We start from the raw sequence: 14,937 nt of genomic DNA, 5'->3' as shown, positions 1-14,937 counted from the left end.
TCATATCTTTTTAGAAAGATTCACAAAGTCTAGTTTTTTTCTATATATTTTATAAAATATCGGTATAAATAACATGCTAAACAGAGTATTACCTAAAAAGAATACAGACCAAGTAAGATATTTTGCACAAATACCGCCAATGCTAGCTAGAATAATACGGCTAAGAGAGCTAAAAGATGCAAGAATAGAATATTGTGTGGCAACAAATTCACTATTACAAAGACTAGCAAAATAGATAGAGATAATAGTTCCTGCAAAGCCTGTACAAAAATTTTGTACTGTAACGGTTATTATAAATATCCTTATATCATAGCCGATGGTCGCAAGAATCATAAACATAAGAGGTGACAATAATTGAATAACTCCGCCAATTAAGATACTATAAAATATACCTATTTTTGCATCTAAAACTCCTCCTAAAGCTCCTCCGACTATCATGATCAGTAACCCGTAAGCTTTGTAAATAACGGCAATTTCGTGAGTAGTAAAACTTAAATCTATAAATAAGGGCGAACTCATAGCCATAGGTATGGAATCTGCAGCTTTATATAAAAAGACAAATAATATAATTAGCAATAAATATTGTTGTTCATTTTTTAAGGATATAATACTTTGTTTAATAACTTCAAAATATTGTTTTAATCCTATTAAATTATTAGCCGTATGACGTTTTTCTTTAGGTTTCGGTTCTTTGATACATAAGATTACTATAGGTCCAACTATATTAATGAATAAAGCAAATTTATATACTATATTCCAGCCGAAAATAATTGATGAATATAAAGCACCGATGCTGCCAAGTAACATACCTAAACGAAACCCGATGCTACTAAAGGTAAAAGCCATTGAAAGCTCTTCTTTAGATATAGGTCTCTCAATTCTATATGCGTCAAGTACAATATCTTGTGTAGAACTGCAGAATGAAATAATAAATAAGATAATTGCAGTAATATATAAGTTATTACAAGGGCTTATGTTTAAGAACCCTGTCATCGCTATGATTAAAAATATTTGTGATACCAATGCCCAGCCACGCCTGTGACCGAATTTAGAACATAAAAAAGGTATAGAGTATTTATCTATAAAAGGTGACCATATGACCTTTAAGCAATACGGAAAAGCAGCTAGTGATATCGAACCTATTATATCAGTGGTGTATTTTGCTTCGGATAATTGGTATGGAACCGTGAAAAAAATTAAATTAAACGTAAGACCGGAAATTAAGCCTAAAAGTAAAATACCGATTAAATATAATTTTTTGTACACAGAATATAACTATTTATAGTTCATTTTTAAGGAGTAAGGTGCTACTTTGGAAAATATTTTACCGACTACCGGTATTTTAGTTACAATAGTACTCATTAAGAAAAATGAAGGAATAACATTTCCTTTAACCGTAATTAATTGCTGCTTGGTATCAATATTACCTTTCATAGTAAAATCAAAGAACGGTCCATGTGCTTCCGTATCGAAAATTGTAATTATATTTCCTCTATAATTAAATTTACCTGTCATATCTTCAAATAAAATATTTTTATTATTAGTTATTGAACTAAGAAAACCTGGCAACGAAACAAAGGAAACAAGCCGTGTTAAAAAAGGAGTATCGACTACCGTAAAATGTTTTATAGAAAATTTGCCGTCTAATATCGGCACTATTTCCCCTTTTTTTACTTCATATCTTTTTGTATTTAAGTTGATGTTAATCTGACCGTTTTGCATAGTGGTATACATTCCGAGTCCCTGAAGTAATGCTCCGGCATTATCGGATTCAATTAGCCATTGTTCAAAAGTTTCTTTAGCGGTAAGCGACATCTTAACTTTTTTATTATCAATATCAGCATTTAGAAAACCGTAGAAACAACGCACTTTATCACATTTAATTGCTAAATCAAGATTACCTAGAATTATATTATTCTTTAAAATTATTTTTGATATAGTAGTTTTTAAATTGATATTACGTGTAGAATCCACCTCTTTTTCTAAAAACTGCATCATATCAGCATTTGATAAATCTAATCCGCTTCCATAAAGTTCCGTATTAAGATTATGGTTATCTATGATTATTTTTCCTTTTAAATCCGTATGATTATGTTTAACAGAGGTTAGATTAATATTATAAATATTGTTCTTAATTAAGGCATTACCGTTAATTTTTAGATTATCCTGCCCTGAAAGGTTAAATTCAATATTGCTATCCAAATTTTTATCATTTAATTTAATATATAAATATAAATTAGCTTTTTTATGTAATTTTTTATGAATAGATACTTTATCTATATAAAATTCTAAATTATCAAGATTAGAATTAACGGTCATCAAACTCTCATTATTATGCTGTTTTTTATACTCAAAATTTAAAACGGTGCTGCCTGAAATTAATTTAAATACTCCAAATCTTTGATTATTTGCCGTAATATTACTTTTTATTTTAAGTAAACACTCATTATTTTTATCTGATATATCATGATCATAAGTAAAGCTGCTTATATAATTATTAATTTTACCTTTACCACTAATATTTAGTTTATTATCTTTAAAACTACCTTTGGCTTCACCGTTTTGTAATATGATATTATTGTCTAAGGTGTTAAAAGAGATATTTGTTAATGTCGACAAAACATTATAGCTATTAGGGATATTTGGGCTAATAGGAATTATTAGCTCTATTATTGAATTTGCTGTTCCTTTGATTTGTTTAAGATCAATCTCTTGAGCTTTAATATTTTGATATGCATCATGTGGAATAAAGGCAATTAGGTCGTTAATTGCACCTTTAGCAGTAGCATTAAAAATAAATTGTGATTTATCCGGTCCTTCCCATTTGAAAGTCATAATACCGTCTGACACAACACTTGTACCGCTATATGCTTCATTAATTAGAAATTTTATTTCTGGTCCTGAAATGATTATATTAGTATCAACTTTAGTCAAAGGCGGTAAATCTGTATGATATTTATATTCAAAATTCGAGATATGTAAATTTGCTTTTAAATTATCTTCTACTAAAATATTTTTTTTTAAAAAATTTTTATCTAATTTAATCTTTAATTCTCCGTTTTGGATGTAACCTTGTTTTATATGTTTTCGTAAATATGATATTATAGGATTATCCGGAATAATTTTTTCGACTGTTTGATAAATTATTAAAGGCATATTTGCGGCAGCTGCACTTGCATCAATATTTTTATCAGTTATTATACCGCTTAGTGATAAAAAAGCTTTATCCCCAAATGTGAGTTTGCAATTAACTATCTTTGTATTATCTTTAGAATAGGCGGTTTTATATGAGCATAAAGCATTTCCTAGAGGTAAGTATGCTCCTTGCTCATCCGTTAAGATATCACTTTTTATTGAAGTTAGCCGTATGTCGGTTAGGGAATCTTGTTTAATTATATTTAACGAATAATCACCGGTTGTTGAAGTATTTATAATCTCTTCATCGTTATTTGAGATTATGGAAATTTGATCAATATTAAAATTAGCCTCTATTAACGAATTAGAGAAGAAATTTTTGAAATTAAAGAAAAGATTAAAATCGTTAATTTCTCCTCTAGCATTATCTATAAGACTTAGGGAAATTTTATCTATGGATAATCGGTTTTCTTTAAATTCTAAATTATGTAGCACAGCCTTTATATCATTTTTACCTAAATAAAATTCAATTATTTTTTTCAAAGGTTCATTTAAGAGTCCTTTATTTGCACTATAAACAGTGAGAGTTATAGCCAAAGATAATGACATTAGAATTATCAAAATACTAATAAAGATTTTTTTAATAAAATTCATTTGAGCTTGTAAATCTATTGAAATATGATAAAAGCTTTATATACTCTACGAACTTCAAAAATTTGCTACGTCATCCTACAAGTACTGCGGTACTCACGTATTGAAGTATACCATCCATTCCTAGTCTTGTGGATTGCTTGCTCTTTTTGAAGTTGATCTTCGTCTATACTACTCTTCATTTTATTTGAGGTATACACTTGGAATATAACGTATAATTTAAAAATTTAATATAAAAATCACAAAAAATTATGAATATTACATTTATCGGTAGCGGATATGTTGGATTAGTCTCAGGTATTATTATGAGCTATTTAGGCCATAATGTTACTTGTCTTGATAATGATGAGGTGAAAATATCCAAATTAAATAAGCAAATATTGCCGATTTATGAAGCTAAGCTTGATGAATATCTTAAGCAAGCTTTAGAAGCTAATAGGTTAAAATTTACAAATATTTATAATAATGAACTTCAAAATGCCGAGGCAATATTTATTACGGTCGGTACGCCTTCAAAAGAGTCGGGAGAAGCAGATTTAAAATATGTCTATGATGCTATTAATAAAGTTTCTAAGCATATAAATAAAGATTGTTTAATAGTCATAAAATCTACTGTTCCGCCTGGTAGTTGCAGTAATATTATAGCTTCTTTAAACTCACAAGGTTTTTTATTTAATGTTGCTTCTAATCCTGAGTTTTTAAGAGAGGGCAATGCGGTAGAAGATTTTTTATATCCTGATCGTATAGTTATCGGTGTACATGATAAAGAATCAGAGGAAATTTTACGAAAAATTTATGCACCTTTAATAGAACAAGGAGCAAAGTTTGTGATTACCGATTTAGTGACGAGTGAGCTTATTAAATATGCTTCAAATAGTTTTTTAGCTACCAAAATTGCTTTTATTAACGAAATGGCTGACTTATGCGAAAAAATTGGCGGCAATATTAAAGATTTATCTAAAGGTGTAGGACTTGATCAAAGAATCGGTCAAGATTTTTTAAATGCAGGTCCTGGTTTTGGTGGTTCATGTTTTCCAAAAGATATTCTAGCATTAAATAATCTTGTAGAAAATCATCATATCGATTGTAAGATTCTTAAGGCAGTAATTACAAGTAATAAGCAGCGTCCAAGTAATATGGTAGATAAAATAGCTACTTTGTTAGACGGAGATTTAAAAGGTAAAAATATAGCAATTTTAGGCTTAACATACAAAGCAGGAACAGATGATGTTAGGGCCAGTCCTGCAATCGAAATTGTAAAGATCTTATTAAATAAAGATGTATATGTTAAAGCATTTGATCCTATTGGGCTTGAAAATGCTAAAAAGAATTTAGAACATAAAAATTTGCTATATTTAGATTCGGTAGATGAAGCCTGTAAATCAGTAGATATTATAGTTATTGCAACCGAATGGTTAGAATTCAAAGAACTTAATTGGCATGGAATTTATAATTTAGTACAATCCACGATAATTATTGACCTTAGAAACATACTAGATAATGAAGCAATGAGAAAAATCGGTTTTAGATATTATGCAGTTGGGAGTAAGATGTAGCCTTGGTGTATCGAACGGAAAATACACTCGGTGTTATACCGCGGCTTGACCACAGTATCAAAAAAAAATTAAAAAAGACTGGACCAAGTGGTCAAGCAACGTGGTGATACATTGTCATGAAGACAATAAACTTTAACATTAATAAAAAATGCAACCTGAATTTATTCATTTAAGAACTCAAAGCTCTTATTCTTTTCTAGAAAGTGCATTAACGCTTGAGAAGATAGTAGAACTTGCTTCATCGAATAAAATGCCTGCTATTTGTTTGGCAGATAGGGGCAATTTATTCGGCTCGTTAGAATTTGCATTATATGCAGTAAAAAAAGGACTGCAGCCGATACATGGAGTTATTCTAAATATAAAATATGATGTAGATATTTTTGCTCAAATTTTGCTTATAGCTAAAGATGAAACCGGTTATAAAAATTTACTCAAACTATCAAGCCTTACTTTTACTAAAAATGATCGTAAGATATGCGATCATATTACTTTTGAAGATTTAATCAAATATCAAGAAGGGCTAATAGCATTATGTTGTTATACTGACGGTATTGTCGGAAAATGCTTACTAGCTCGTGAGCAAGAACAAGCGATGTTGTTTGCCCGCACTCTACAGGAAATCTTAGGAGATCGTTTTTATTTTGAGATTATGAGGCACGATCTGCCGGAAGAACAGTTTATTGAGGATAGTTATATTAAGATAGCTTCGGAATTATCTATTCCGCTTGTTGCTACTAATAAAGTTCTGTTTAGCGAAAAAAGCATGCATGATGCACATGATGTGCTGTTATGTATATCAGCTGGTGTGACTAAAGAATATCCTGATCGTAAAACAGTTAGTGAAAATTGTTATTTTAGGTCACCGCATGAGATGAGAGAGATTTTTTCTGATCTACCTAATGCCATACAAAATACTGTGAATTTAAGAGAGCGTTGTTATTTTGCAGCACATGCAAACCCGCCGATGCTGCCTAATTTTGCTACCAAAGATATTAGTGAAACGGATTTAATTAGAAAAGATGCAAAAGAAGGGTTGCTTGCAAGGCTTGCTACAAAGTTTAAATCTGAACATATTTCATTAGAGAATCAAGAAGAGTTGAAAACCGAATATTTTGCGCGTCTTAATTATGAGCTGGATATTATCTGTAATATGAATTTTGCCGGTTATTTTTTGATTGTATCCGATTTTATTAAATGGAGTAAAAAAAAGGGGATTTTAGTCGGACCGGGTAGAGGTTCAGGAGCAGGCTCGGTTGTCGCTTGGAGCTTGCTTATTACTGATCTCGATCCGATTAAATTCGGCTTATTATTTGAAAGATTTTTAAATCCCGAACGTATTTCGATGCCTGACTTCGATATTGATTTTTGTCAAGAAAGACGTGAGGAAGTGATTAATTACGTACGTTCTAAATACGGCCATAATCGAGTAGGGCAGATTATAACTTTTGGTAAAATGCAGGCAAAGGCTGTAATTAAGGATGTTGCTCGTGTGCTGAGTTTACCTTATAAATTCGCTGATTATCTAACGGAGCTTGTACCTTTTAGTGCGGTTAATCCAGTTACGCTTGAACAGGCGATGCGTGAAGTTCCGGAGCTTGCAAATGCCGCTAAAGGTAATGGGCTGTATAATTTGGAGGGTGAAGCGGAGTTAATTAAGCTAGTGCTTGATACTTCGTTAATTCTTGAGGGGTTACATAGGCATGTCTCAACTCATGCTGCAGGAATCGTAATAGCATGTACTGATTTAGTCGATATAGTACCGGTATATAAAGATGCTAATTCTGATATGCTGGTAGTCGGTTATTCTATGAAATATTCCGAAATTGCCGGTTTAATTAAATTTGATTTTTTAGGACTGCAAACCCTAACGGTTATTACCGATTGTAAGAAACTACTTAAAGAGCAAGGAATAGAAGTAGATTTTAACAATATGACCTTTGATGATAATAAGACTTATCAAATGTTGTGTAAAGGTAAAGGAGTCGGCGTTTTCCAATTTGAAAGTATTGGGATGAAAGATGCACTTAGACGCCTTAAACCTGATTCTATACACGATTTGATAGCTCTTGGGGCTTTATATCGTCCGGGTCCTATGGAAAATATCCCTACCTATATAGCTTGTAAGCATAAATTAAAACAGCCTGATTATTTACATGAGCTATTAAAGCCAATCTTAGAAGAAACTTACGGAGTGGTGATATATCAGGAGCAGGTACAAAGAATTGCTCAGATTCTTGCCGGTTATACCCTAGGAGCTGCTGATTTGCTTCGTAGAGCAATGGGTAAGAAGATAAAGAAAGAAATGGAGGAGCATGAAGAAATCTTCGTTAAAGGAGCGATTGCTAATAATATTTCGGAATCTCAAGCTAAATCCATTTTTGCAACTGTGGCTAAATTTGCCGGTTACGGTTTTAATAAAGCCCATGCTGCGGCTTATGGTGTTATTTCATACCAAACTGCTTATCTTAAAGCTAATTATTCTGCTGAGTTTTTAGTAGCATGTTTAAACCTTGAATTAAATAATCATGATAAAATTAATTTATTTTTACAAGAAGCAAAAGATAGCGGTATAAAAATTATTGCTCCTAATATTAATAGTTCTGAAGGGTATTTTACAACTTGTCATTTCGGCAGTGCTCTATGTCATCCTCGTGTAGGCGTGGATCCAGAAAAAACTAGTGAAATGAAAATGGATTCCCGCTTTTGCGAGAATAACATAGAAAGTACCGGATATGACAAAGAAGAAAGAGCAATAATCTTCGCTTTAGGTGCTATTAAGGGAGTGACGCCAAGTTTCGGTAAGTTAGTAACAGATGAGCGAAAGGCAAGAGGAGCCTTTAAATCAATTACTGATTTTATTGAACGATTACCGCCAAAGTCTATTAACAGTAAATTATTGGAAAATTTAATTAAATCTGGCTGCTTTGATGAGCTACATGATAATCGATTGCAATTATTTTTAAGTATTTCAAAGTTGCTTGCTTATTCAACTTCATATCACGAAGAGCAGGAATCTAATCAATTTAGCTTAATTAAAGTTTCTAGTTTAAGTCCAACTATTTTAGTATCAAGTGATTATGCCGATAAAAATACTTTAGCCTTTTATGAATTTGAGTCTATGGGTTTATTTATCTCTAATCATCCTCTTACGGAATATCAAGAAATATTTAGTCGTTTAAATATTTTAAATACTGCGTATTTGTATAATAATTTACCTGAAGGTACTAACCGAGTAAATCTTGCTGGTGTGATACAAAAAAAGGATTCTCGTATGTCGGCAAGAGGCAGGTTCGTGACGCTTGTGCTTTCCGATCCTGAGAATATCTTTGAACTTAGTGTTTTTAGTGAAGAAGTCTTAAAAGATTATGTACATTTACTCGATGTTAAAAGTTTGGTAGTGGTTAATTGTGATGTAGTTAAAGATGAAGGAGGAATAAAACTAACGGCAAAAAGCTTTTCATCAATCGAGGATGCAATTAATAATAAACAATTTGAGTTACAGCTTTACCCCAAGAATTATGAAGAATTAGAGCAGATAGTAACCTTGCTTTCAGCTCGCACTAATAACGGAGATCATAGTAATGCTAAAGCGACAATCTATTTACAAAGTGAAGATGTAAAGAATTTTGTAGCAAAAATTACATTATCTGAACAGTTTTTTCTCCAAGTGCAAGATTTTGAGATTTTAAAAGGATATAGTAAATAGTGTTGTTGCTCGGCTTTCTCTGTCATTGCTGTGAGATATTATTGTGTGATTCTTGAAAAACGCTCCGTGGTCAAGCAAGGGGTGGACAGAGATAAAATCGATCCATGCAGTCTACGACTGCTCTCAATGACGTGGTGGTATACACGCAACAATGCCTCGCAGGAATGACGTAGAAACCTTGAGTCAATTTTTCATAGGCAATACCTGAATTGATGGTAAAATAAATATATAATTGAGTGATATGCTTTGATATTGTTTTACCGCTAAATACTACATTATTATTTTTATTATCGCTAAGCTCCATATATTTTGTTAGTTGATGTTTGTCTGCTATTAACTTTGCATCTTTTTCTAAATTGATATTTTGCTTAAGATTTGGCTCTTTAATTAATTCTTTAAAATAATTACTTATGGATTTTAATCCAAATTTTCCCGTTAATTTGCTTAAATACTTATAAAACTTGTTTTTGATAGTTTGTTTTTTAAGCTCTGAGTTTTGATTGAATATATTATAGGTTTTAACTTCTTGTTTTTTTATCGTCTACTACTTAATTTTGTTTTTCTTCTTTAAGTACAGCATCATCCAAAAAGCCTGATACAGGCGAATTTTTTGAGTGTATTGTATCCAAGTTAAGATTAGTAGTTTCTTGTTTTTCTAAGTTCGGGGGCGGTATATTAATATGCTCGTTTTTTGTTTCAATTGTAGGTGAGTCTATTAATTTATTCTCTCCAAAAATATCTAGTGTTGCTTGCGTAAATTCATCTACTAATTTTTGAGCCTGTATAGGTGTTATTTCTGCATTAAATTTATTTTCACTATAATATTTAACTACTTGAGTGATTTCCTGAGACGCTTTTGTTTTCGGTATGGTCATTTTGTATTTTTGTGCCATATCTTTTATGACATCATTCAATTGCTTATGTTATTCCGATAGCTCTAGCGGTTTAAGGTTAATATTACTTTGTTTCATTTACCGGAAAATATCTATAGATGGCCGGCTTTCTATTTTGCTTGTATTTGTGCTTTGATAAGTATGTTTACATCTTTATCATTTCAGCATTTTTCTTATAGTTCTTTAATTATTTGTTCTTTGTTAGCTTGATATAATCCATAATTTTCTAAGTTACTGAATTTTCTATTATTATCTATATTCTCAGCTATATTTTCAACTGACTAGTTAAACAAGGATAAAAATAATCATGTATTACGAATAAATGTCAATAAATTATACTCGATGAACTTGCAAAATTGGCTGTGTCGTCTTTGTAAGACTTTGGATGTTCTGTACGCCCCACTCATTTGCTTACAAACTCCTTGCTGTTTTTCAAGTTGATCTGCGTATACCAACTCTTCATTTCACTTTGGGGTATACTCACTTCAATATATCTACTTTATCTAATTTCTCCCATGTAAAATCTGCGTCTTCACGGCCGAAATGACCGTAAGAAGCCGTTTTTTGATAGCATGGAGTGCGAAGTGCAAGATGTTTAATAATTTTACCAGGACGCATATCAAAATGTTGTGTTATTAGTTTAGTAATTTGTTCGTTGCTTAATTTGCTAGTACCGAAAGTTTCAGTGTACACAGATACGGGAGCAGCAACACCGATTGCATAAGATATTTGTATCTCACATCGATCGGCAAGTCCTGCTCCTACTACATTCTTAGCAATATAGCGGGCCATATAAGCAGCAGACCTATCTATTTTGGTTGGATCTTTTCCTGAAAAACAACCGCCACCGTGTCTTGCCATGCCTCCATAGCTGTCCACGATAATTTTCCTACCGGTTAAACCGCAATCGGCAACAGGACCTCCTATAACAAACCTACCCGTCGGGTTAATTAAGTATTTAGTGTCTTTATTTAGCCAACTGCTTGGTAAGGTAGGTTTAATGATTTCTTCTATTACTGCTTCAATAAGATCTTTTTGTTGTATTTCCGGATGATGCTGAGTTGATAAAACTACTGCATCAATGGCAACAGGTTTGTTATTTTCATATCGTAACGTGACTTGTGATTTTGCATCGGGTCTAAGCCAAGGCAAGACATTTTGTTTACGTAAATATGCTTGTCTTCTCATTAAAAGATGAGCGTAGTAAATCGGTGCAGGCATTAAGCTATCTGTTTCATTACATGCATAACCGAAAACCATACCTTGGTCTCCTGCACCTATTTCATCGTCATTTGCATTGTCAACACCCATAGCTATATCGGGCGATTGTTTCATGATGGATGAAATTACGGCACAACAGCTACCGTCAAATCCATAATTTGGATTATTATAGCCGATTTCTTGTATCTTGCTACGTACTATTTGCTCAATATCCACATAGGTACTAGTAGTAATTTCGCCACCCACTAGAACTAGACCGGTTGTTACAAATGTTTCACAGGCAACACGACCACTAGGGTCATGCTTTAGAATTTCATCAAGTACTGTATCTGAAATTTGATCGGCCATTTTGTCCGGATGTCCTTCAGAAACTGATTCAGATGTGAATATAAAATTTTTCATACATTACGCTCATTTTTAAAATAATTGATGCAAACAACCTCTTATATTTTTATAAATTCGTTCAAAGCTTTTTTAATTATACCGTTTAAAGTATAGCTATGTTGCATTGCATATCAGCTTATTTCTTTATGTAGTTCAGGCTCAATTCTTACATTAACACTACCTTTAAAAGGTTTATCGGGTATTTTACCAGACTATATTACAATCTTCTAGATAACTATCTATAGCTTCTTGAAATGACTTTATTTAAGTTTTAGCGTCAGATACTTCATAGCTTATCAAATCTCTTATAAATTCTACTTTATCGAAAAATAGTTCTTCGTAATCATTAAAATGTACTGATCTTAAATAAGCTTTATAGTTAATCAAATCATTTTTTATCAAATTTTAGTGTACTTGATGATTTTGATGTCATTCCTAGCCAAAAGCGGCGTTGTTGCGTGGACCGGTTTTCCGTCATTGCGATAAGAATTACGTAGTAATGCGACGAAGCAATCCAGCAAAAAATTTTTTTAATTATTTTTCTGGATTGCCACGTCGCTTCGATCCTAGCAATGACGGCTATAGTATCCACGCAACAATGTCAACAAGCCTTGACACAGTTTTATATAATTCAATGAATTTCCATCCAGTTATTACCTGCTCTAATTTCGGTTATAATCGGTACATCCATATTAGTAGAGTTTTCCATGATTTTTTTGATAATAGGCGTTACGAGTTCTACTTCATCCTCCGGCACTTCAAATAGTAATTCATCATGAATTTGCAGTACTAATCTGGTTTTAAGCTTATTTTTTGCTATTTCTTGATCTAGATTGATCATAGCAATTTTAATTATATCGGCATTAGTTCCTTGAATAGGAGCATTAATAGCTGCACGTTCTGCAAATTGTTTAAGCTTTTTATCATGAATTAGAGGTATAAAACATTTTCTGCCAAAGAAATTTATGACATAGCCGTTGCTGCTTGCAAAAGCTTTTGTTTGCTCCATATATTCTTGTACTCCTTTATATTCGGCAAAATATTTCTTGATATATTCGGATGCTTCGCTGTTACTAACGTTTAATTGCTTAGCAAGCCCAAAAGCACTTATACCGTAAATAATACCAAAATTTATCGCTTTTGCTTTACGTCTATGTTCGCTAGTTAGTTCATGTTTTTGCAAGTTAAAGATTTGACAAGCCGTTTGAGTATGGATATCGTCTTTATTAATAAATGCTTGTTTTAGTGTATCTATATTTGCGATATGGCTTAATATTCTAAGCTCAATTTGAGAATAATCTGCAGATATCAATTTATAGCCTTCTTCAGCAATAAAAGCTTGTCTGATTTTATTCCCCTCCCTAGAGCGAATAGGTATGTTTTGCAGATTAGGTTCTTGTGAGCTAAGTCTTCCTGTGGTGGTAGAAGTTTGTAAAAATGTCGTATGTACTCGCCTTGTTATATTATCTATCTGTTTCGGCAAACTATCGGTGTAGGTATTCTTGAATTTTGTAAGTTGCCGCCATCTTAATAATAAATCTGCAATATTATATCCATGTTCACTAAGTTTTTCGAGTATTTCAGCAGCTGTTGAGTAAGAGATTGCTTTAGCCGCAGCTTTACCAAAAGGTAATTGCATTTTTTCAAATAAAATCTTACCTAGTTGTTTGGGTGAGCCGATATTAAATTTAGTTCCACTAAGAGCAAAAATTTCTTCTTCAAGTATAGATATTTCTGCTCCAAACTCAGCAGATAACTGATTTAGATAATTTGCATCTACTTTTATACCTGTTTTCTCCATTTTATCTAAGATAAAACAAATAGGTAAATCAATGTCGCTATACAGTCTAAAGGCTTTATTATCTTTAAGTGCTAATATAGTTTGCTTATAAAGTGAGATAAAATTTGCTACTATTTTTGCTGATTCATTGATTATATTGTCCTCTTTTAAAGCTTCTTCAAATAAATTTTTCTGTGATAAACCGGCAGATAACGCATATTGCATTAGTTCTAAATCCTCTATAGCCGTAATTTTATGAGATTGGTTTGCATAAAATTTAAGTAGAGGTTTAAGAGAGTAGGTAATTTTTTTTATGGATTTATCGGCTAGTAAATTAAAGATTATATCTGAAAACCAGTCGTTATTATTTTTAGTATTATAAGGAAATAAATCATTAGAAGTATTAGATATTTTTATAATATAGCTTTGGTTTTGCAGTGATAAAATAAAAGCAAGATTATCTCCTTTGTGCTGCACTAAATATATCCCGAATATTCCTATTTTCTCAGCTTCTTTAGCAAAATTCGCAAGCTCGCCAGCATTATTGATTTCTTTTTCTTCAGTTACTTTATTATCTACTATTTCTTTGTGATCATTAATTTTAATATCAAATAAATTTTCTGCTCTTTTATATAAAGATTTAAAACCGTATTTTTGTAAAAATTCTGTTAATTTATCACTATTTGGAGGTAACCATTCTAAATTATTCAGCTGAAAATCTAAATCAATGTTAGAATCAAGTCCGATTAACTGCCATGAAATTAACGCATCTTCCTTAGAATTTTGTAAAGTTTCACGTTGTTTTACGCTTGAGACTTGGTCTAAAGAGTTAAATATATTCTCTATAGAACCAAATTGTGTTATAAGACTACTTGCCGTTTTCGGTCCAATGGACGGTACGCCTGGAATATTATCCGATCTATCGCCTGTTAAAGCCATCACTTCACGTAATTTATCCGAAGTAGTACCGAATTTTTTAACAATATCATCCTCTGTAATATATTTGCCTTTTAGAGGATCATATATTTTGATGTTCTCACTCATTAACTGTAATAAATCTTTATCGGAAGAGATGACAACTACATCTTCGCCGAGTGCAGCTGTTTTAGCGGCAAAGGTTGCAATAATGTCATCGGCTTCATAGCCGTTTTTTTCTAGAATAGGCAAGTTTAAGTTACTAGCGACATCCCGAACTAATGGTAATTGTACGACTAGATCCTCAGGTGGAGGCGGGCGGTTAGCTTTATATTCAGGATAAATATGATGGCGAAAATTGTTCCCGCCGCTGTCAAATACTACAGCGACATGTTTAGGCTTAAAGTCGCTCAGCAATTTTAGGAGCATTGAAGTGAAGCCGTAAAGAGCACCGACAGGCTCACCTTTCGGTGAAGTTAAATGTTGTTGTGCATAATAGGCTCTAAAAACCAATCCGTATCCGTCTATGAGTAATAAAGTATTTTTTTGAGTCATTTCGTGATTTTATTTTGAATTCTATCGTCATTGCGAGTGGATATTGCCTGCGTGGTGCGTCTTTCCGTCATTGTGAGGAAATTATGAAATAATTAACGAAGCAATCTCAGGAGTTTTTTATGACTTGTATTGGATTGCTGT

Annotated in this window: 8 protein-coding genes and 1 pseudogene; 2 read left to right on the top strand and 7 right to left on the bottom strand. The window is 32.2% G+C overall.

From position 1 onward, the window contains the following. Positions 1 to 1,266 carry an MFS transporter gene (locus tag A1C_RS05425; protein ID WP_012150075.1) on the bottom strand — a complete coding sequence of 422 codons (1,266 nt, stop codon included), beginning with the start codon at positions 1,264 to 1,266 and terminating at the stop codon, positions 1 to 3. Between the two features lie 9 nt (positions 1,267 to 1,275). Further along, positions 1,276 to 3,789, bottom strand: a complete 2,514-nt coding sequence (locus A1C_RS05420) for a YhdP family protein (RefSeq protein WP_012150074.1) — start codon at positions 3,787 to 3,789, stop codon at positions 1,276 to 1,278. 248 nt (positions 3,790 to 4,037) lie between these two features. Here A1C_RS05420 and A1C_RS05415 point away from each other — a divergent pair, with 248 nt between their 5' ends. Next, entirely contained in the window at positions 4,038 to 5,342 is a 1,305-nt protein-coding gene (locus tag A1C_RS05415; RefSeq protein ID WP_012150073.1) for a UDP-glucose dehydrogenase family protein, read from the top strand. 148 nt (positions 5,343 to 5,490) lie between these two features. After that, entirely contained in the window at positions 5,491 to 9,048 is a 3,558-nt protein-coding gene (dnaE, locus tag A1C_RS05410) for a DNA polymerase III subunit alpha (RefSeq protein WP_012150072.1), read from the top strand. Positions 9,049 to 9,239: 191 nt separating this feature from the next. On the opposite strand, the pseudogene A1C_RS09320 reads toward dnaE, so the two are convergent. The 5 genes and pseudogenes from A1C_RS09320 to polA all read right to left on the bottom strand — a co-directional run bounded on the left by A1C_RS09320 (position 9,240) and on the right by polA (position 14,796). After that, positions 9,240 to 9,520 (bottom strand): annotated as a pseudogene (locus tag A1C_RS09320) (hypothetical protein). A gap of 76 nt (positions 9,521 to 9,596) precedes the next feature. Then, positions 9,597 to 9,941 carry a hypothetical protein gene (locus A1C_RS08250; protein WP_012150071.1) on the bottom strand — a complete coding sequence of 115 codons (345 nt, stop codon included), beginning with the start codon at positions 9,939 to 9,941 and terminating at the stop codon, positions 9,597 to 9,599. 480 nt (positions 9,942 to 10,421) lie between these two features. Continuing rightward, positions 10,422 to 11,564 carry a methionine adenosyltransferase gene (gene metK / locus A1C_RS05400; RefSeq protein WP_012150070.1) on the bottom strand — a complete coding sequence of 381 codons (1,143 nt, stop codon included), beginning with the start codon at positions 11,562 to 11,564 and terminating at the stop codon, positions 10,422 to 10,424. A gap of 113 nt (positions 11,565 to 11,677) precedes the next feature. Then, on the bottom strand, positions 11,678 to 11,749 hold the full coding sequence (locus tag A1C_RS08910; RefSeq protein WP_232279141.1) for a toxin-antitoxin system HicB family antitoxin: 72 nt from the start codon (positions 11,747 to 11,749) through the stop codon (positions 11,678 to 11,680). 428 nt (positions 11,750 to 12,177) lie between these two features. Next, on the bottom strand, positions 12,178 to 14,796 hold the full coding sequence (polA, locus tag A1C_RS05390) for a DNA polymerase I (protein ID WP_012150069.1): 2,619 nt from the start codon (positions 14,794 to 14,796) through the stop codon (positions 12,178 to 12,180). Positions 14,797 to 14,937 lie beyond the last annotated feature (141 nt).

Origin of the sequence: Rickettsia akari str. Hartford (assembly GCF_000018205.1) — a bacterium.
Classification (GTDB): Bacteria; Pseudomonadota; Alphaproteobacteria; order Rickettsiales; family Rickettsiaceae; genus Rickettsia; species Rickettsia akari.
The sequence above is the reverse complement of the archived record's forward strand: the minus strand, read 5'-3'. Positions and strand labels throughout refer to the sequence as shown.